The sequence below is a fragment of the Bradyrhizobium sp. Arg816 genome (assembly GCF_029989365.1).
Taxonomy (GTDB): domain Bacteria; phylum Pseudomonadota; class Alphaproteobacteria; order Rhizobiales; family Xanthobacteraceae; genus Bradyrhizobium.
In genome coordinates, this window is record NZ_JAPRAQ010000027.1 from 15052 (window position 1) to 34612 (window position 19561).

Annotated in this window: 17 protein-coding genes; 9 read left to right on the forward strand and 8 right to left on the reverse strand. The window is 64.3% G+C overall.

What is annotated here, in order from left to right; translation table 11 throughout:
• Positions 1-69: 69 nt before the first annotated feature.
• Complete coding sequence (locus OWC48_RS38655; protein ID WP_282524698.1) at positions 70-879, reverse strand: crotonase/enoyl-CoA hydratase family protein; 810 nt, start codon at positions 877-879, stop codon at positions 70-72.
• Between the two features lie 105 nt (positions 880-984).
• Here OWC48_RS38655 and OWC48_RS38660 point away from each other — a divergent pair, with 105 nt between their 5' ends.
• Together OWC48_RS38660 and OWC48_RS38665 are read left to right on the forward strand one after the other, a co-directional pair.
• On the forward strand, positions 985-1857 hold the full coding sequence (locus tag OWC48_RS38660) for an SDR family oxidoreductase (RefSeq protein ID WP_282524699.1): 873 nt from the start codon (positions 985-987) through the stop codon (positions 1855-1857).
• A gap of 210 nt (positions 1858-2067) precedes the next feature.
• The gene (locus OWC48_RS38665; RefSeq protein WP_282524700.1) at positions 2068-3648 is read left to right on the forward strand and encodes a fatty acid--CoA ligase; all 1581 of its coding nucleotides are present in this window, start codon (positions 2068-2070) and stop codon (positions 3646-3648) included.
• Positions 3649-3771: 123 nt separating this feature from the next.
• Here OWC48_RS38665 and OWC48_RS38670 read toward each other — a convergent pair whose 3' ends face one another.
• Entirely contained in the window at positions 3772-5046 is a 1275-nt protein-coding gene (locus OWC48_RS38670) for an acyl-CoA dehydrogenase family protein (RefSeq protein ID WP_282524701.1), read from the reverse strand.
• Between the two features lie 212 nt (positions 5047-5258).
• Between OWC48_RS38670 and OWC48_RS38675 the strand changes: the two genes are divergently transcribed.
• Positions 5259-6038 (forward strand): enoyl-CoA hydratase-related protein, encoded by a 780-nt coding sequence (locus OWC48_RS38675; RefSeq protein ID WP_282524702.1) that lies wholly within the window; start codon positions 5259-5261, stop codon positions 6036-6038.
• A gap of 168 nt (positions 6039-6206) precedes the next feature.
• Here OWC48_RS38675 and OWC48_RS38680 read toward each other — a convergent pair whose 3' ends face one another.
• Genes OWC48_RS38680 through OWC48_RS38690 form a run of 3 tightly spaced genes read right to left on the reverse strand, consistent with a single transcriptional unit; the run spans position 6207 to position 8358 of the window.
• Positions 6207-6584, reverse strand: coding sequence for a DUF6285 domain-containing protein (locus tag OWC48_RS38680; RefSeq protein WP_282524703.1), 378 nt, complete (start codon positions 6582-6584; stop codon positions 6207-6209).
• A 2-nt stretch (positions 6585-6586) separates the two neighbouring features.
• Entirely contained in the window at positions 6587-7573 is a 987-nt protein-coding gene (locus OWC48_RS38685) for a phosphotransferase family protein (RefSeq protein ID WP_282524704.1), read from the reverse strand.
• Positions 7570-8358 (reverse strand): enoyl-CoA hydratase/isomerase, encoded by a 789-nt coding sequence (locus OWC48_RS38690; protein ID WP_282524705.1) that lies wholly within the window; start codon positions 8356-8358, stop codon positions 7570-7572. Before OWC48_RS38690 ends, OWC48_RS38685 begins: the two co-directional genes overlap by 4 nt.
• Before the next feature lie 179 nt (positions 8359-8537).
• On the opposite strand from OWC48_RS38690, the gene OWC48_RS38695 reads away from it, so the two are divergent.
• Both OWC48_RS38695 and OWC48_RS38700 read left to right on the forward strand, forming a co-directional pair.
• The gene (locus OWC48_RS38695) at positions 8538-9317 is read left to right on the forward strand and encodes an SDR family NAD(P)-dependent oxidoreductase (RefSeq protein WP_282524706.1); all 780 of its coding nucleotides are present in this window, start codon (positions 8538-8540) and stop codon (positions 9315-9317) included.
• A 108-nt stretch (positions 9318-9425) separates the two neighbouring features.
• Positions 9426-9803 carry a VOC family protein gene (locus tag OWC48_RS38700; RefSeq protein ID WP_282524707.1) on the forward strand — a complete coding sequence of 126 codons (378 nt, stop codon included), beginning with the start codon at positions 9426-9428 and terminating at the stop codon, positions 9801-9803.
• A gap of 64 nt (positions 9804-9867) precedes the next feature.
• Here OWC48_RS38700 and OWC48_RS38705 read toward each other — a convergent pair whose 3' ends face one another.
• A complete protein-coding gene (locus OWC48_RS38705; protein WP_282524708.1) occupies positions 9868-11103 on the reverse strand; it encodes an ATP-binding protein in 1236 nt (411 codons plus the stop codon).
• Positions 11104-11455: 352 nt separating this feature from the next.
• Here OWC48_RS38705 and OWC48_RS38710 point away from each other — a divergent pair, with 352 nt between their 5' ends.
• Together OWC48_RS38710 and OWC48_RS38715 are read left to right on the forward strand one after the other, a co-directional pair.
• Positions 11456-12733 carry an acyl-CoA dehydrogenase family protein gene (locus OWC48_RS38710; protein WP_282524709.1) on the forward strand — a complete coding sequence of 426 codons (1278 nt, stop codon included), beginning with the start codon at positions 11456-11458 and terminating at the stop codon, positions 12731-12733.
• 196 nt (positions 12734-12929) lie between these two features.
• Positions 12930-13547, forward strand: a complete 618-nt coding sequence (locus OWC48_RS38715; RefSeq protein WP_282524710.1) for a flavin reductase family protein — start codon at positions 12930-12932, stop codon at positions 13545-13547.
• Positions 13548-13684: 137 nt separating this feature from the next.
• Here the strand turns inward: OWC48_RS38715 and yghU are convergent, their stop codons facing one another.
• Together yghU and OWC48_RS38725 are read right to left on the reverse strand one after the other, a co-directional pair.
• Positions 13685-14566, reverse strand: a complete 882-nt coding sequence (gene yghU / locus OWC48_RS38720; RefSeq protein ID WP_282524711.1) for a glutathione-dependent disulfide-bond oxidoreductase — start codon at positions 14564-14566, stop codon at positions 13685-13687.
• 232 nt (positions 14567-14798) lie between these two features.
• Positions 14799-16472: an NAD(P)/FAD-dependent oxidoreductase gene (locus OWC48_RS38725; protein WP_282524712.1), complete on the reverse strand. Its 1674-nt coding sequence runs from the start codon at positions 16470-16472 to the stop codon at positions 14799-14801.
• 255 nt (positions 16473-16727) lie between these two features.
• Here OWC48_RS38725 and OWC48_RS38730 point away from each other — a divergent pair, with 255 nt between their 5' ends.
• Positions 16728-17861, forward strand: coding sequence for a nitronate monooxygenase (locus OWC48_RS38730; protein ID WP_282524713.1), 1134 nt, complete (start codon positions 16728-16730; stop codon positions 17859-17861).
• A 169-nt stretch (positions 17862-18030) separates the two neighbouring features.
• Positions 18031-19536, forward strand: coding sequence for an acetyl-CoA acetyltransferase (locus tag OWC48_RS38735; protein WP_282524784.1), 1506 nt, complete (start codon positions 18031-18033; stop codon positions 19534-19536).
• The last annotated feature ends 25 nt before the right edge of the window (positions 19537-19561 follow it).

The window sequence follows — 19561 nt, forward strand, 5'->3', positions numbered from 1 at the left end:
TCGAACCATGAGAGCCCATGGCCCATCCCTCGAGACGCCGCTTCGCGGCTCCTCGGGATGAGGTCTGTGCTAATCCGCATACTTCGCCGCGCGCTTCTCCAGATTGGAGCGCACCGCTTCGGTCTGGTTCGCACTGCCGATCAGCTTCTGCTGCTCGACGGACTCGGCGAGCAGCGCCGGGCCGGGGTCGACCGAGAGATTGTTGAGCAAACGCTTGGCGGCGCGGATCGCATCGGGGCTCTTGCCGGCGATCTCGCGCGCGACTTCGAGAGCCGTGGCGCGCGGGTCGTCGCAGATGCGCGTCGCGAGGCCGTAGCTCATCGCCTCCTGCGCCGAGAAGATGCGGCCGGTGTAGGTGAGATCGCGCAATATGTCGTCGCGCACGAGCGAGGCCAGGATCGGCGTGCCCGCCATGTCGGGCACGAGGCCCCATTTGATCTCCATCACCGACATCCGCGCATCGGGGCTAAGGAAGCGCATGTCCGCGCCGAGCGAGAGCTGGAAGCCACCGCCGAAAGCAACGCCGTGCACGGCCGCGATCACGGGAACCGGAAGCTGGCGCCATCCCCACACCGCCTGTTGCGGGAAGTTCGCCTGGCCATGGGTGCGCTTGGTGAGATCGCGATTTTCGCCACCCGGAATTCCGTTGCCGCCTGTCTCCTTCATGGCGGCAAAACGCCCCATGTCGAGACCGGCGCAGAAGGCGCGGCCTTCGCCCGAGAGCACGACGACACGCACGCCTTTTTCTTTGGAAAGCCGGTCGGTTGCGGCAACAAGGGCCTCGAACATCGCCTGATCGAGCGCATTCATCTTGTCGGCGCGCACCAGGCGCACGTCGGCGACGCCTTCCGAGATCGAGATCGAGACGCGCTCTTCCATGGATGAATTCTCCCCTGTTCTTGTTCGGTGCCGCTTTACAGAAAGCTGACGGGCGGATTTAGTCAATCGACCAATTAACTGACAATCCGTACGGGAGAAACAGCCATGTTCAAGGAAAATCTTCTGGCTGGGCGGTGCATTCTCGTGACCGGCGGCGGCACCGGGCTCGGCAAGTCGATGGCGGCGCGCTTCCTTCAGCTCGGCGCCGAAGTGCACATCTGCGGCCGGCGCAAGATCGTCTGCGACGAGACCGCGACCGAGCTGATGGATCAGTATGGCGGCCGCGTCACCAGCCACGGCGTCGACATCCGCAACGCGCTCGCGGTCGAAGAGATGGTCGAGACCATCTTTCGTGACGCCCCCCTCACCGATCTCATCAACAACGCGGCCGGCAATTTCATCTCGCGCAGCGAAGAGCTGTCGCCGCGCGGCTTCGATGCCGTCGCCAACATCGTCATGCACGGCACGTTCTACGTGACCCATGCGGTCGGCAAGCGCTGGATCGCCTTGAAGCAGCCCGGCAATGTCGTTTCCATCACCACGACCTGGGTGCGCAACGGCTCGCCTTACGTGGTGCCGTCGGCGATGAGCAAGTCGGCGATCCACGCCATGACGATGTCGCTCGCGACCGAATGGGGCCGGTACGGCATCCGCCTCAACACGATCGCGCCGGGCGAGATCCCGACCGAGGGCATGAGCAAGCGCATCAAGCCCGGCGACGAAGCCGGCGCGCGCACCAAGGCGATGAACCCGATGGGCCGCGTCGGCACCATGGAGGAATTGCAGAACCTCGCGGTGTTCCTGATCTCCGGCGGCTGCGACTGGATCAGCGGCGAGACCATCGCGATGGACGGCGCGCAGGCGCTGGCGATGGGCGGCAATTTCTACCAGCTCCGCGACTGGAGCGACGACGACTGGAAAACCGCGCGCGAGAGCATCATGGCGCAGAACGAGAAGGACCGGGCCAAGCGGGGGTGATGCTCTCTCTGCCCCGGACGCAGCGCGGCGCGCCGCCTTCGGCGTGGTGCGCTGCTGAGCCGGGGCCCATCTCTCTTCAAACGCGGAAGCAGCAGCATGGGTCCCTGCGCTGCGCTTGTCCGGAACGACGGCGGGGCCTCTCCCATCTTGTCTTCACCCGCGGATGGCGCCACACTCCCAGGCATAAAAACAAGACGCCACGGGAGAGACATGTCCACCACACAGCCATTGGCGAATCTCGCCGACATGGTGCGCGAGCGCGCGACGAGCCGCGGCGACGCCACCGCCTATGAGTTCGAGGGCCGCGTCACCAGCTTTGCCGAGTTTAACGTCAAGACCAACAAGGTCGCCAACGCGTTGATCGCGATGGGCGTGGAGAAGGGCGACCGCATCGCCTATCTCGGCAAGAACAGCGACCTTTATTTCGAGCTGCTGATGGGCGCGATGAAGGCCGGGGTGGTGATGGCGCCGGTGAATTGGCGTCTCGCAGGGCCCGAGGTCGCCTTCATCGTCGCGGATTGCAGGGCGCCGGTGCTATTCGCAGGACCGGAGTTCATCACGCAGGTCCGCCAGATCAAGGACCAGTTGCCTGGCGTGCGCACTGTCATCACCACCGAAGGCGGCGCGCCGGAATGGCAAGATTTTACGGCCTGGCGCGATGCGCAGAGCGGCGATGATCCCAGGGTGCCGATCGACACCAGGGATATCGCGATCCAGCTCTACACGTCAGGCACCACAGGCAAGCCGAAGGGCGCGATGCTGTCGCATGCGAACTTCCTCAACCTCGTGCAGACCGGCAATGCCGCGGACAAGCCGGAATGGAACCGGTGGTCCATCGACGACGTGTCGCTGGTGGCGATGCCGATCTTTCACATCGGCGGCTCCGGCTGGGGCGTGATGGGCCTCTATCACGGCGCCCGCGGCGTGATCGCGCGCGAGTTCGATCCGACCAAGGTTTTGGATTTCTTCGAGCAGTCGGGCATCACAAAGCTGTTCATGGTGCCGGCGGCGATGCAGTTCGTGGTGCGGCAGCCGCGCGCGAGGACAGTCGATTTCTCGCGGCTGAAATACATGCTGTATGGCGCCTCGCCGATTCCGGCGGCGCTGCTGAAGGAATGCATCGAGGTCTTCAAATGCGGCTTCGTGCAGATGTACGGCATGACCGAGACGACAGGCACCATCGTCGCGCTGCCGCCGGAGGACCATGTCGAGGGCCTCGAGCGGATGCGATCGGCCGGCAAGGCGCTGCCGGGCGTCGAGATCGCAATCCTCGATGCGGACGGCAAACCACTGCCGCCGCGCGAGGTCGGCGAGATCGCGACGCGCTCGGGCTCGAACATGGCGGGCTACTGGAACCTGCCTGAGGCGACTGCGGCGACGCTGCGCGGCGATGGCTGGCTGCGCACCGGTGACGCCGGCTATGTGGACGAGGACGGCTATCTCTACATCCACGACCGCATCAAGGACATGATCATCTCCGGCGGCGAGAACATCTACCCGGCCGAGGTCGAGAGCGCGCTGTGCGATCATCCCGACGTCGCGGAAGCAGCCGTGATCGGCGTGCCCGACGACAAATGGGGCGAGGCGGTGAAGGCCGTCGTGGTGATGAAGCCCGGCAAGCAGGCGACCGCCAACGACATCATCAACTTCACCCGCGAACGCATTGCCGGGTTCAAGACGCCGAAGAGCGTGGAGTTCCTGCCGGCGCTGCCGAGGAACCCGTCAGGCAAGATCTTGCGGCGGCAGTTGAGGGAGCCGTATTGGGCGGGGAAGGATCGGCGGGTGAATTGAACCCGCGGTGCCCGAGGGTGGGCAAAGGCGCAGAGCGCCGTGCCCACCATTCTTCGATACCGGGAGATGTGGTGGGCACGCTTCGCTTTGCCCACCCTACGATAGCTGTGCTCGCACCAGCAGCTAATGCTTCCCCGGCCCCATATACCCGAACAAAAACCCCGCCACCTTGCGCATCTGGATCTCCTCGCTCCCCTCCGTGATGCGGTAGCGGCGGTGATGGCGGTAGATGTGCTCGAACGGCTTGTGGCGTGAATAGCCCATGCCGCCGTGGACCTGCATGGCACGGTCGGCGGATTCGCAGCAGAGGCGGTTTGCCCAGTAGTTGCACATGGAGACGCGGTCGGAAAGCGTGCGCTCGATCTGCTCCTCGGTGAGCTGGTCCATCTCCCACGCGGTCTTGCGGATCAACAGGCGCAGCATCTCGGCTTGCGTGGCGAGCTCGACCAGCGGGAACTGGATCGCCTGGTTCTCGGCGAGCGCCCTACCGAACGGCTTTCGCTCGCGCGCGTATTTCACACTCTCGTTGATGCAGTAGACGGCGGCGCCGAGCGAGCTTGCCGCCTGGCGGATGCGGTTCTGGTGGACAAAGCACTGCGCCAGCGACAGGCCGCGGCCGACTTCGCCGAACAGCGCATCCTCCGGCACGAACACGTCCGTAAAGCTGACGCGGGGATGGTCGGTTGGCATGTTGAAGGTCCACATATATTCTTCGACCTTCACGCCGTGGCTCTTGGCCGGCACCAGGAAGCAGGTGATGCCGCGGGCATCGCCGTCATTGCCCGAGGTGCGCGCGAACAGCGCGCAATGCGTGGCGACGTGCATGCCGGTCGTCCACATCTTCTCGCCGTTGATGATCCAGCCCTTGATGTTGTCGCGGGTCGCGGGCACCGCGCGCGTCTCCATATGGGTGGCGTCCGAGCCGTGATGCGGCTCCGTCAAGCCAAAGGTGATGCGGTACTTGCCCTTGATCGAGCCGTCGATCATCGCCTTCTGGTCGTCGCGGCCATAGCGGTCGAGCATCGTGACGACAGGAAAGTTTCCGACGATGGAGTGCTCGTTCTGGAGATCGTTGTGCAGGCCGAGACCCTTGGCGGCAAAGTGCTCGCGTATCACGGCCATCCAGAGGTTGGAGCCGTCCTTGCCGCCATATTGCTTCGGCACCGGAAAGCGCAGATGGCCGGCGGCATCCGCGAGATCCTTGGCCTTGCGCAGCAGCGCTTCCCATTCATGGCGCGGCAGGCCGCCATTGTCGAAATCGGTGCGCGCCCATTCGCGGCGATGATCGAAGAAGCGGATGTTGTCGTCGGCTTGTTCGAGCGGCTTGATCTCGCGTTCGATGAAACGATCGAGTTCTCCGAGATAGGTGACGAGATCGGCAGGCAATGAGAAATCCACGGCTCTCTCCCGGATTGATTTTGTTGTTTTGCGTTAAGGCGCTACCGCGCTTTTCGCTTCGCGCGATTAAGGTGAGAAGTGCGCGCGCAAGTCAAGCAAGGCAAGGCGTGTGACAGGCGCAAGGCGCGTCCGCGCAATTCGATGGTGTCGCGGCACTGACGCGCGCTAGTATGTCCGCAATATTCCTTCACGAGAAAATGCGGGAGCGCGCGATGGATCTGAAATTCTCAAAGGTGGAACGCAAGGGGCCGATCACGATCATCACGCTGTCGCGGCCCGAGGTCTACAACGCGCTCCACACCGACGCGCATTTCGAACTTCAGAAGGTGTTCGACGATTTCTCGGCCGATGCCGAGCAGTGGGTCGCGATCGTCACCGGTGCCGGCGACAAGGCGTTCTGCGCCGGCAACGATCTGAAGTGGCAGGCCGCCGGCGGCAAGCGCGGCTGGGACAAGGGCGGCTTTGCCGGCCTCACCTCGCGCTTCGACTGCGACAAGCCGATCATCGCTGCGGTCAACGGCGTCGCCATGGGCGGCGGCTTCGAGATCGCGCTGGCCTGCGATCTGATCATCGCGTCCGAGAACGCAACCTTCGCCCTGCCCGAGCCGCGCGTCGGCCTCGCCGCACTTGCCGGCGGCCTGCACCGGCTGCCGCGCCAGATCGGACTGAAGCGCGCCATGGGCATGATCCTCACCGCGCGCCATGTCAGCGCCAAGGAGGGCCATGAGCTCGGCTTCGTCAACGAGGTGGTGCCGCAGGGCGAGGCGCTGACCGCCGCGCTGCGCTGGGCGGAGATGATCACCAAGAACTCGCCGATGTCGATCCGGGCCTCGAAGCAGACCATCCAGAAGGGGCTTGCCGTGTCACTGGAGCAGGCGATCGAGGAGCAGCGGGAATATCCGGCGGTGAAGGCGATGGTGGCCTCGCAGGACTATATCGAGGGCCCGAAGGCGTTTTCGGAGAAGCGGCCGCCGAAATGGGTGGGGAAGTAAGAGGTCTCCCGTCACGACGACGAGCGCCCCCAACATCATCGGTGTCATGCCCCGGCTTGACCGGGCATCCAGTACGCAGCGGCTTCTCTGTATGTCACTGCGGTCTCTGGAATACTGGATCGCCCGCTTTCGCGGGCGATGACAGTGAGTATGAGGCGCGCGACCTCCCTACCCGCCCCGCCCCAGCTCCCGCTTGTACGACGCGTAATTCGGCTGATCGACCGCGAGCTTGTCCATCGTGGTCGCCCACAGATGCTCGGCGAGACCCGGCGTTGCGAGGTCGATCTCGCCTTTCGCGATGCGATCGGCGAGCGCTCGGTTGAGATCGGCGACCGAGCCGTCCATGCCGAGCTGCGCGCGCAAACGCTCGACCTCCTTCGCGTCGCACCCCTCCTCCTGCGTCAGCTGCCGCGTCACGAGGTCGAGGATGTTGATGGCGACGCGCAACTTGAAGGCCTGATGGCCGGAGATCAGCGGCGTGATGTCGTTGCGGAGGAAATCGGCGACCGCCTTGGTCAGCTCGATCGGGGTCGGTTCGTCCTGCATGGTCAGCTCCCGCGCGGCGCCAGCAGCCGCAACAGATCGATCTCGGTCTCGGAGGCGCGGCGGCCGATCATGGCGCGCTCCATCGAATGATCCGGCCCCTCGCGGAATCGCTGCATCATGCCGCCGCACATGATGCCCCAGCGCAGCGTGCCCATCACTTCCCAGAATTTGACGCGCACGGGATCGACTCTTCGGCCTGCCGCTTCGTAGCCGGCGAACAATTCCTCGCGTGTGCCAAAACCACCCACCGGCTTGTCGATCTCGCCAAAGCGCCAGGAATTGACGCAGACCCAGCCGAGATCCTCCATGGGATCGCCGAGATGGGCGAGCTCCCAGTCGAGCACGGCACGGACGCCGTCGGCGCCGATGATGAGATTGCCGTTGCGGAAATCGCCGTGCACCAACGTGGTCTCGGCCGACGGCCCCGGATCATGGTCGCGCAGCCAGCGCAGCGCCAGCTCGAACACGGGCTTGGGCCAGTTCAGGCTACGATAGTCGCGCTCGAACTCGCCGATCTCCTGGGTCGCGGACCGGCTGCGCAGCTCGGGCAGTTTCGACAGCGGCAGCCTGTGCAGGCCTGCCAATACTTCCCCAAGCTGCCGCGCGAGCTTCGGCCGAGCTCTAGCAAACTTGGCATCGCGAAGGATCTTCCGCGCGATAGTTTCTCCTTCGACGCGCTCCATGATGAAACCGGTACCGAGATCATCTTCCGGTCTCAGCACGTACAGCACACGAGGTGAAGGAACACCGGCTTCAAACGCGAGCTGCATCAGCTTCGCCTCAGCTGCCAAGCCGGCTGCTCGCGTCGGTGCGGCCCCATACCCCTGAGGCGCACGGCGTAAGATCGCCCCCGCCAAGCCGTCAGGGTGCATGATATCAAACGACCAGGTTTCCTGGCTCGCGCCTCCGGAGAGCCTCTTAGAATTGGCTACTCCGAAGGCACCCGCGTGCCAGGAGCTGACGATTCGTCCAAGTTGCGGCTCGATCATTTGCCTTTGAACTGCGCCGGGCGCTTCTCCAGAAACGCGCCAACGCCTTCACGGAAATCGTCCGTGTCGCCGGCGCGCAGCTGGCACTGGAATTCGAGATTGAGCTGATCCTCGAACGAATTTTCGGGGCTGTCCCAGTAGAGCTTGCGGATCAGCGACAGCGCGACCGTCGGGCCGCTCGCAAGGTCGCGCGCTAGATTCATCGCCTCCTCCATCAGCACGCCGTCGTCGTAGACGCGGTTGACGAGGCCCCATTCCAGCGCCTTCTCGGCCGGCAGGCGCTCGCCCATCAGCGACAATTCGATCGAGCGCGCCCGGCCGACGAGACGCGGCAGCAGCCAGGTCGAGCCGCAATCCGGCACCAGGCCGATGCGGCGGAAGGCTTGAAGAAAGTAAGAGGACCGCGCGCACAAAATCATGTCGCCGAGCAGCGCGAAGCTCATGCCGGCGCCGGCCGCCGGGCCGTTGACGGCGGTGACGATGGGGCAGTGCAGATTGCGGATGCGGCGCAGGAAGGGATGAAAGCCGGTCTCCAGCGTCAGGCCGGCCTTGGCCTTCTTCGACTGGTTGTTGCGCCCTTGCAGATTCGCGCCGGTGCAGAACGCCCGCCCGGCGCCGGTCAGCACCACGCAGCGCACGTCGCCCTTCTTCTCCTCGATCGCGTCGAGCGCATCGGAGAGGCCGCCCAGCATGTCCATGGAGACCGCGTTCATCACCTCCTGATGGTCGAGCCGGAGGATCGCGACCGAGCCATCGAAATCTAGCGTGACGTGTTTGAACTGCATGGTTTCCTCGTCAGTTGGTACTAGCGATGTTTCGCAGACCGGAATTAGTTTTGCCGGGGCGCATATTTGATTTTTGTCGCGGCCTTGTCCATGGTGGTCCGAACATACCTTGTCGTCGTATCGCACAATCTTGCGCGCACAGGCTGGCGCGCGCCCGTGCCAAGAAGAGGAAACGCGCCATGAACCTTTTCGACCTGACCGGCCGCGTCGCCGTGATCACCGGCGGCAATGGCGGTATCGGGCTCGGCATCGCGCAGGCGCTCGCCGGCCAGGGCTGCAGCGTCTCGATCTGGGGCCGCAATCCTGACAAGAACAAGGCTGCTGCCGCGAGCATGACGGGGCTATCAGGCAAGGTCGACAGCCGCGTCTGCGACGTCACCGATCCGGCCTCGGTCAATGCCGCTATGAAGGCCACGCTCGACATTTTCGGCCGGGTCGACGGCTGCTTCGCCAATGCCGGCATCGGCGGCGGCGGCCGGCGCTCTTTCATCGAGCGCACCGAGGAAGAGTGGCGCACCATGTTTGCGACCAATCTGGACGGCGTGTTCCACGCGTTCCAGGCCGCAGCAAAACACATGACCGAGCGCGCCAATGCCGGCGATCCCTTCGGCCGGCTGGTCGCGACATCGAGCCTCGCCTCGATCTTCGGCACTGCGCGCAACGAGCATTATGCCGCGACCAAGGCCGCGATCAACGCGCTGGTGCGCGCGCTCGGCGTCGAGCTGGCGCGCCACGGCGTCACCGCGAATGCGATCCTGCCCGGCTGGATCAAGAGCGACATGACCGCGGGCATCATGGCCAACGAGAAGTTCGTCGCCAATGTGATGCCGCGCATTCCGATGCGGCGCTTCGGCGAGGCCAGCGATTTCGGCGGCATCGCGGTGTATCTGATGAGCAAGGCATCGTCGTATCACACCGCGGATACGTTCGTGATCGACGGCGGCTACACGGCGTTTTGAATCTCGTAGCCCGGATGGAGCGAAGCGTAATCCGGGATTTCAAAAGCAAGCAAGACCCGGATTTCGCTGCGCTCCATCCGGGCTACAAACTCTGAGGGGAATGGGCAAATGTTCTCGCACATCATGATCGGCACCAACGACCTCGACAAGGCCAAGGCCTTTTACGACAACCTTCTCGGTACTCTCGAGGTGCGCCCGGCCAGGGTCGACGGCCATCGCATCTTCTACATCACCAAGACCGGCGTGTTCTCGGTGACGAAGCCAATCAACGGCGAGGCCGCCACCTGCGCGAATGGCGGCACCATCGGCTTTGCCGCCAACTCGCCTGAGCAGGTCGACAAGTGGCACGCCGCTGGTATCGCCGCCGGCGGAACGCCGATCGAGAATCCGCCCGGCATCCGCGAGGGCGCAGGGAACAAGCTCTACATCGCTTATTTGCGCGATCTCGACGGTAACAAGATCTGCGCGATGCATCGGATGGCGTGAGCGAAGCACTCACTGCGCCGTCGATGGCAGGGATATTCTCTGCCGTCGACGGACAGCATCCTCATTAGGCATCGCTTGGCTCGGGCGCCACTCGCGGCGCAATCACTCCGATCCGGGTCCCCTCGCCTGGCTCGCTTTCGAGATTGATGCGGCCGCCCAGCCGATTCAAGACGATGTTATGGACGACGTGCAGGCCGAGGCCGATGCTGCCCTGACTGCGACGCGTCGTGAAGAACGGATTGAAGGCTTGCCGGCGGAGGTCCTCGCTCATGCCGCAGCCATTGTCGGAAATGGTGATCTCGATATCATCCCGGCCGCACGTGCGAATCTCGATGTTGATGCTGCCGCTCTTGCCGTGCGGAAACGCGTGCACCATCGCGTTCTTAATCAGGTTTGTCACCACCTGTGCGTATGGACCGGGATAGCTGTTCATTGCGAGACCGGGCTGGCAATCAACATTGAGCGCCAAACCGTTCTTCCGCAATTCCTGCTGTAGACTCGCGGCAACCTGTCGCGTTAGCTCGCCCGGATCGAAGCTGCGGCGCTCGAGATAGCCTTGATCGACCGCGACCTGCTTGAACGCCTGGATCAATTCGGCCGCGCGGGCGAGATTGTCGGCCAGATGCGTTGATGCGGTCTGAACGACCGTGACGAACTCATTCAAGCTCGATCGCTTCAGCCCGCCTCGCGCGACTTCCGCCGCAAACTTTACCGCCTTGCGCTCAAGCGCAGAGGTGACGGTCAGGCTGGTGCCGACAGGACTGTTGATCTCGTGTGCCACGCCGGCCACCAGCCGTCCGAGAGCCGCGAGCTTCTCCGCCTCGACCAGTGAATCCTGAGCCTCCTTCAGGCGTTGCAACGCCGCCTCGGCCGCGTCGCGGGCACTGCGGAGCTCGCGTTCGCTGCGCTTGCGTTCGGTGATCTCCTCCGCCGCGACGTTGACGCCGACGATGTTGCCGTTCGGTCCGCGCTGCGGATGCCAGTAGGTGATCCAGCAGCGCTCGTCATTATAGCCGGGACGCTGGCCATAAACCTCGATCCCGGTGACCGGCTCGCCGGTTTCCATGATGGAGCGAACGATGCCCTCGACGGCGGATGCGAGCCCGGGCACGCAATCCCGCACCGTATGCCCGAGATGGCCTTCGACCGAGATACCGCAGATCTCGGTGAGGCGCTGGTTGATCTGCAAATAGCGGCAGTCCGGCGAAAGATAAGCAAGCCCGATCGGCGCTGTATCGTAGATCAACTGGAGCGCCGGCTGCTTAGGAAACTGCACTTCGCGTACAACGGAAGAACTCATATGCTCTCTCCCTCTGCGCGAGCCGGAGGTTAGCCGGTTACAGCGGCGCGCAAAAGTCCCAATAGCCGCCGGGAATCAGTCCGGAACCGGCCAGAGGAGCCGCGGGTCTGCTGGCGCGCCCCGTCGACCAACCCACATGGTCAGATCGCAAGACGCCTGCTGAAGATCTGCGAGCAGGCAGGTCATCCGACTGTCGCCGCCGCGATGCCGAGCTCGCTCAAACAGTGTTTGAAACGTCATTGCGATATTCCATGAGATGGGATGGCTCGCGTGAAAAAAAGCGCGCTCGCACTTTGCGCGCGCTGCGACTATTCTCCAACCCAACGCGATCTCAGTGACCCCGGGAGGAACAATGACAAAACACGCCTACATACCCCGCACCACCAACTACACCCTCAATCCCGGCGACGAGCTCAACGATCTCCGCATGTCGGACCAGGTCCGGCCGCTCTACGATCACGTCAGGAAATTCATCCGCGACACCGTCGAGCCGATGTCGATCGAGTTCACCAAGGCCGGCGAAGGCAAAGAGGATCGCTGGAGCTTCACCCCGAAGCAGCTCGAGGTGCTCGAGGTCGCCAAGAACAAGGCGAAGAAGGAAGGCCTCTGGAACTTCTTCCTGCCCGACGACGAGACCGGCCAGGGCCTGAAGAATCTCGACTACGCCTATATCGCCTCCGAACTCGGCAAGAGTCCGCTGGCCTCCGAGACGATGAACTGCTCGGCGCCCGACACCGGCAACATGGAAGTGCTGGAGCGCGTCGGCACCAAGGAGCAGAAGGAGAAGTGGCTGAAGCCGCTGATGAACGGCGAGATCCGCTCAGCCTATGTCATGACCGAGCCGAACGTCGCCTCCTCCGACGCCAAGAACATTTCGACGACCGCAAAGCTCGTCGGCGACGAATGGGTCATCAACGGCGAGAAGTACTACATCTCCGGCGTCGGCGATCCCCGCTGCAAGATCCTAATCGTGATGGTGAAGACCAATCCGGATGCGGCGCCGAGCAAGCAGCAGTCGCAGATCCTGGTGCCGCGCGACACGCCCGGCGTCGAGGTGCTCGGGCCCATGTACGTGTTCGGCCAGGATCACGCCCCACGCGGCCACATGCACATGCGCTTCAACAACGTCCGTGTGCCCAAGGAAAACATGCTGCTGGGCGAAGGCCGCGGCTTCGAGATCTCGCAGCTCCGCCTCGGCCCGGGCCGCATCCATCATTGCATGCGCACCATCGGCAAGGCCGAGAAGGCGCTGGATCTGATGGTGCAGCGTGGCCTCACCCGTGAGGCGTTCGGCAAGAAGATCGCCCATCTCGGCGGCAACATGCAGATCATCGCGCAGGCGCGCTGCGAGATCGAGGCGATGCGGCTGATGGTGCTGAAGGCCGCCAAGGCCATGGACGTGCTCGGCAACAAGGAGGCCCGCGTCTGGGTCTCCATGGTCAAGGCCATGGTGCCGGAGCGCGCCTGCAAGATCATCGACCAGTCGATCCAGATGCACGGCGCCACCGGCATCTCGCACTGGACCCCGCTCGCGGAGATGTACCAGGACGTCCGCCACCTGCGCTTCGCCGACGGCCCGGACGAGGTTCACTGGATGGTGGTGGGACGCCACGAGCTGAGCATGGCGTGAAGACTCTCTCCTCTCCCTCTCCCCGTTCTTACGGGGAGAGGGTTGGGGTGAGGGGCCTCTCTCCACACATGAGATCATCGAGGGACCTGTACCCCGTTACCCGAATTCGATCTGCGATCGAATTCGACCTCTCCCCGCATCCGCCTTCGCTAAAGCTTCGGCGGACATGGGCGCGGCGACAACTCACGGAGCCACCATGGAATACGCCGCCAGCGAGCTGACGCCACGCGAGCGCTACAAGGTGCTGACGTCATTCATCCTGCCGCGGCCGATCGCGTGGGTGACCTCGGTCGGGCCGACCGGAATCGTCAACGCCGCGCCGTTCAGCTTCTTCAACGCCTTCTGCGAAGATCCGCCGCTGTGCATGTTCGCGGCGAACCGCAAGCCCAACGGCCAAGACAAGGACACGTTTCTCAACATCCAGCGCACCGGCGAGTTCGTGGTCAACCTCGCCGACGAGCCGCTGGCGAAGGTCATGCACGAGAGCAGCGGAGATTTTCCGCCCGAAATCGGCGAGCCCGACTATCTCGGGCTGAAGCTCGCGCCCTCGACCAGGATCGCCGTGCCGCGGCTCGCCGACACGCCCTGGGCGATGGAGTGCAAGCTCTGGAAGATGATCGACGTCAACGACGATCGCCGGCTGATCATGGGCGAAGGCGTCCACTTCCATATCCGCGACGAGCTGTGGGACGACAAGGCAATGCGGGTGCACATGGACCGCTATCACCCGATCGGCCGCATGTTCGCAGATCGCTACTGCCGCACGGATGATCGCGTGGTGTTTCCGGCCGCGGAGGGGGCGAAGGGGAAGTAGGCCGCGTAGGGTGGGCAAAGGCGCGCACTTCGCGCGACGTGCCCACCATTTCTCGCGCGGGACGAAGATGGTGGGCACGCATCCGCCCTCGCTCTGCGAGCGACGGCAGATGCTTTGCCCACCCTACAACGACAGCACTACGTCGCGGCCGGCTCGCCGATCTTGTCCTGGGTCTTGGTGTCGAAATCGCCGGCGTCGTGCCGCTCGTGGAGCTGGCTGGCGGGATCGCCGGAGACGCGGTTGACCATGCGGCCGCGCTTGACGGCCGGGCGCTTGGCGATCTGGTCGGTCCAGCGCTGCACGTGCTTGTAGTCCTGCACCGACAGGAATTCGCCGGCGCCATAGACCAGCCCCTTGGCGAGCGCGCCGTACCAGGGCCACACCGCGATGTCGGCGATGGTGTACTCAAGGCCCGCGAGGTACTCGTTGTCGGCGAGGCGCCGGTCGAGCACGTCGAGCTGGCGCTTGACCTCCATCGCAAAGCGGTCGATGGCGTATTCGATCTTGGTCGGCGCGTAGGCATAGAAGTGACCAAAACCGCCGCCGAGATAGGGCGCGCTGCCCATCTGCCAGAACAGCCAGGACATCGCTTCGGTGCGGCTCTTGATGTCCTTCGGCAGGAAGGCGCCGAACTTCTCGGCGAGGTAGACCAGGATCGAGCCGGACTCGAACACCCTGACAGGCTCGGGACCGGACCGGTCCACCAGCGCGGGAATTTTCGAGTTCGGGTTGATGTCGACAAAGCCGCTGCCGAACTGGTCGCCATTGCCGATCCTGATCAGCCAGGCATCGTATTCGGCGCCCTTGTGGCCGAGCGCCAGCAGTTCCTCCAGCATCACCGTGACCTTCACGCCATTCGGCGTCGCCAGCGAATAGAGCTGGAAGGGATGCTTGCCGACCGGCAGCTCCTTGTCGTGGGTGGGACCGGCGATGGGCCGGTTGATGCTGGCGAACTGCCCGCCATTCTCCTTGTTCCAGGTCCAGACTTTGGGCGGCACGTAGGCGGGGGCGTCGGTCATGCGGGGGCTCCGGCGAAAAGATGCGCCTGCATTAATTAGCCCGCGAATGGCCGATGGCAAGGGTACCAAAATGCATTGCCCGGCTGGGCAACTCTACTTTTCGTCATGGCAAGCCCTCCCCTGTCATTCCGGGGCGCCCGCAGGGCGAGCCCGGAATCCATCGGGCCGCGGAAATGCTCGAAGAGATGGATTCCGGGCTCGCGCCAGGTGGCGCGCCCCGGAATGACAGCCTCTATGACGCAGCCGCCGTCAGCCCCTGCCCGGCCCGACCCAGCAAAAATCCCTCATATCCCTTCGCCGCGACCTCGTCGCAGATCCGGCGGTAGACGCCGACGCCACCGATATAGGGCATGAAGATGCGCGGCTTGCCTGGAATGTTGGCGCCCATGTACCAGGAATTGGCCTGCGGATAGAGCGTGCCGTGGGCGACCTCGTTGACATGGGCGACCCACTTGTCCTCGGCCTCCCCGCTCGCCTCCATGGTGGCAACACCCTGCCTGCGCATGTGGACGAGGCAATCGGCGATCCAGTCGACATGCTGCTCGATCGAGACGATCATGTTCGAGAGCACCGACGGACTGCCGGGCCCGGTGATGATGAAGAGGTTCGGAAAGCCCGCGCTCATCAGCCCGAGATAGGTCTTTGGGCCTTCCGCCCACTTCTCGTTCAGCGTCCGTCCGCCCGGGCCACTGATGTCGATCTTCGCGACTGATCCGGTCATGGCGTCGAAGCCCGTCGCCATCACCAGCGCGTCGACCTCGTGGTCCTTGCCTGCGACGCGCACGGCATTCGCCGTGATCTCCTCAATCGGATTGGTCTTGATGTCGACCAGCGAGACGTTCGGCCGGTTGAAGGTCGCGAAATACTCCGTATCGATGCAGATCCGCTTGGTGCCGATCGGATGGCTGTTCGGCTGCAGCAGCTTCGCGGTTTCGGGGTCCTTCACGATCTCGGCGATCTTGCCGCGCACGAAGTTCGCCGCGGTATCGTTCGCGGATCGCTCGAGGCCGAGATTGTTGTAGACATACATGAAGGTGAGCCCGCCGCGCTCCCAGCGCGCCGAATATTTGCCATTCCTGGTCTCGTCGCTGTCGTCGAGTGCGCCGCGATCGGGCTGCTCGGCGAAAATGCCGTTGCGCGCGACTTCGCGGGCGAAGCGGCGGATCTCCGGATAGGTGTTGCGGACGTTGCTGCGTTCTTCGTCGGTCAGCGCGGCGTTGCGCGCGGGAATCGAAAAATTCGCCGTGCGCTGAAACACGGTGAGATGTCTCGCCTGCTCGGCAATGATGGGGGCCGACTGGATACCCGATGAACCAGTCCCGATGAGGCCGACGCGCTGACCGGTGAAATCGACCGGTTCATGCGGCCAGCTGCCGGTGTGGTAGACAGGTCCCTTGAAGCTCTCGAGGCCCTTGATGTCGGGCCTGCGCGCGTTCGAGAGGCAGCCGGTCGCAAGCACGATGAACTGGGCCTCAACCGTCAAGCCGTCAGACGTCGTCACCGACCAGCACTGCGCGCCCGTGTCGAATACCGCGCGCTCGACGCGGGTGTCGAACTGGATGTCGCGGCGAAGATCAAAACGGTCGGCAACGTGGTTGGCGTAGTTCAGTATCTCCGGCTGCGGCGCGTAGCGCTCGCTCCAGTCCCACTCCTGCTGAAGCTCTTCCGAGAACGAATAGGAATACTGCATGCTCTCGACATCGCAGCGCGCGCCGGGATAGCGATTCCAGTACCAGGTGCCGCCGACGCCACCACCCTGCTCATAGACGCGCGCCGAGAAGCCAAGACCGCGCAGACGGTGCAGCATGTACATGCCGGCAAAGCCCGCGCCGACGACGACCACGTCGTAGGCTTTCACGGTTTGGGCCTTCACGGTTCGGACCGGACTCGCTTGCGCTGACGACATCGGTTGGCGCTCCCTCGCTGTTTTCTCTTTGTTTGAGCCAGCATTCTCACAGACCCACAAAAGCGCAAGAGGCAAATCGGCGGGCTCCGGTCGGTTTATTTTGTGCAGCGGAATGGCTCATCCGCCGCGTGGCGTCTGCACGCAAGATGCGCGGCCAAATCCGGATTGGCATCGCTAGCGACGATGGGCTAGCGTCGAAGCGCCTTCGCTCGAGCAAAGCAACAACAGCAACGCGACGGCTGCCGGGAGAGAGCCATGAAATCGCCGATCTGCGACATGCTGGGCATCGAGTTCCCGCTGCTCGCATTCAGCCATTGCCGCGACGTCGTTGCCGCCGTCAGCCGCGCCGGCGGCTTTGGCGTGTTGGGTGCCACCGTGCACACGCCTGACACGCTCGAGCGCGAGCTGAAATGGATTGACGAGCATGTCGACGGCAAGCCCTACGGCATCGACGTGCTGATCCCCGAAAACATCTCGACCGCAGGCGAGAAGGACGTCACCTGGAAGAGCCTGGAGGCGCGCGTGCCGCAGGAGCATCGCGCCTACACGCGCGACCTCTTGAAAAAATACGATATTGAGTTGACGACAGGTGATGTGGCCGACAACCAGCCGCAACCGTTCGACGCGAAGACGGCACTTCAGCTGCTCGAGGTCTCCTTCAACCATCCGATCCGATTGATCGCCAACGCGCTCGGCGTGCCGCCGAAGGCGATGATCGAGATGGGCAGGAAGCACGGCGTGCCGGTTGCCGCCCTCGTCGGCGCCAAGGAGCATGCATTGCGGCAGGTTGCGGCCGGCGTCGACATTCTCGTGGTGCAGGGCACCGAGGCCGGCGGGCATTGCGGCGAGGTCTCCACCCTGGTGCTGGTGCCGGAGGTGATCAAGGCGATCAAGAACATCCGCGACGTGCCGGTGCTCGCGGCCGGCGGCATCATGACGGGACGGCAGATGGCCGCCTGCATGGCGATGGGCGCGGCCGGCGCCTGGACCGGTTCGGTATGGCTCGCCACCGTCGAGGCCGAGACCACGGAGATTTTTCGCGAGAAGATGATTGCGGCGTCCTCGCGCGACGCGATCCGTTCGAAGGGGCGCACGGGAAAGCCGGCCCGGCAACTTCGCTCGGTCTGGACCGATGCCTGGGATCGTGCGCCGGAAAGCCCCGGCGCGCTGCCGATGCCGCTGCAAAGCGTCATCAGCCGCGACGCCTTCAACGCGATCGATCGCGCAGCCGCAAGCGGCAACGCCAAGGCGCGCGATCTCGTCAGCTATTTCGTCGGCCAGGGCGTCGGCCTGATCGACAGCGTGAAGTCGGCGGGCGCGGTGGTGCAGGAGTTCAAGGAAGAGTTCGCCGAAGCCGTCGAGCACATGAATGCGCTGGTGGCGGAGTGATTGGTGTGTGCGGCTCATCCTTCGAGGCTCGCCAAGCGCCGCAAGCGTCGCTCGGCTCGCACCTCAGGATGACGCTTCCTCCGTAGCCGTCACCCTGAGGTGGCCGCTTCTTCAGCGGCCCTCGAAGGGCGACGGCGTGACCAAGATCTGAAACGTGAAGCAAGAAGAAATGACCAAGACCAATCTACCCGAAGACCGTATCCCCGTCATCGTCGGCATCGGCGAGATCGTCGATCGCCCCAAGGAGATCACCGACGGCCTCGAGCCGCTGGATCTGCTCGAACAGGCGCTGCGGCGGGCCGAGCAGGACGCCGGCGCAAAACTGCTTGCCGAGGTGCATTCGCTCGACGTCGTCAACTTCCTGAGCTGGCGCTATCGCGAGCCGGAGAAGATTTTGGCGCAGCGGCTCGGCATTGCGCCTGCGCATTGCTATTACGGCCCGGTCGGCGGCGAGAGTCCGATCCGCTACATCCACGAGGCGGCAAAGCGCATTGCGCGTGGCGAATGCATGGTGGCGGCAGTCTGCGGTGCGGAGGCGCAGTCGACCGCGACCAAGGCGGAGCGCGCCGGGATCAAGCTGCCCTGGACGCCGTTCGCCCATGACGTCGAGGAGCCCAAGCGTGGGGCGGCTTTCCAGAAGCCGCTGGCGGTGAAGCTCGGCGTGTTCCGTCCCGTCACCGTTTATCCCTTCTATGAGTCCGCCTCCTCCGCCCATTGGGGCCAGACGCCGCGCGAAGCCATGGCAGAGTCCGGCACGCTGTGGTCGCGCTACTCGGAGGCCGCCGCCGAAAATCCCAACGCCTGGCTGAAGCGGAGCTATGCGCCGGACGAGATCACGACGCCGACGGCCGACAACCGGCTGATCGCCTGGCCCTACAACAAGCTCATGGTTGCCAACCCCAGCGTCAACATGGGCGGCGCGCTGCTGCTCACCAGCCTCGCCAAGGCGCGCGCGGCCGGCATCGCGGAGGACAGACTGGTCTATCCGCTCGGCGGCGCCTCGGCGGAAGAGCCGCGCGATTACCTCCTGCGCGATCAGTTCTATGAAAGCCATCCGCAGAACGCGGTGTTGAAGGCCGTGATGGACCTCGCCGGCGGCGACGCCTTCGACGCGATCGAGCTCTATAGCTGCTTCCCCTGCGTGCCCAAGATGGCGCGGAGGACGCTGGGCCTCGGCGCCGACGTGCAGCCGACCGTGACCGGTGGTCTCACCTTCTTCGGTGCGCCGCTCAACACCTACATGACGCATGCGGCCTGCGCGATGGTGCGGCGCGTGCGCAATGGTGCCAAGCTCGGGCTGCTCTACGGCCAGGGCGGCTTCGTCACCAAGCACCACGCGTTGGTGGTGTCGAAGACGCCGCGTGAGGCGCTGGCGCAGGAGACGAGCGTGCAAGGCGAGGCCGACCGCAACAAGCGCGCGGTGTCCGAGTTCGTCACCGAAGCCTCAGGCAAGGGCAAGGTCGAGAGCTTTACGGTGCTCTATGGCCGAGGCAGCGAGGTCGAACACGGCGTGGTGATGCTGCGGACGGCGGACGAGCGGCGCACACTCGCGCGCATTCCGGCAAGTGACGCGGCGACGCTGGCGCATCTGCTCAACATGGATCGCACGCCGGTAGGATCGCTCGGCGAGATCACGATGGCCGCGGATGGCGTTCCGGAGTGGCGGGTCGGTTAATCTCCCTCTCCCCGCTCGCGGGGAG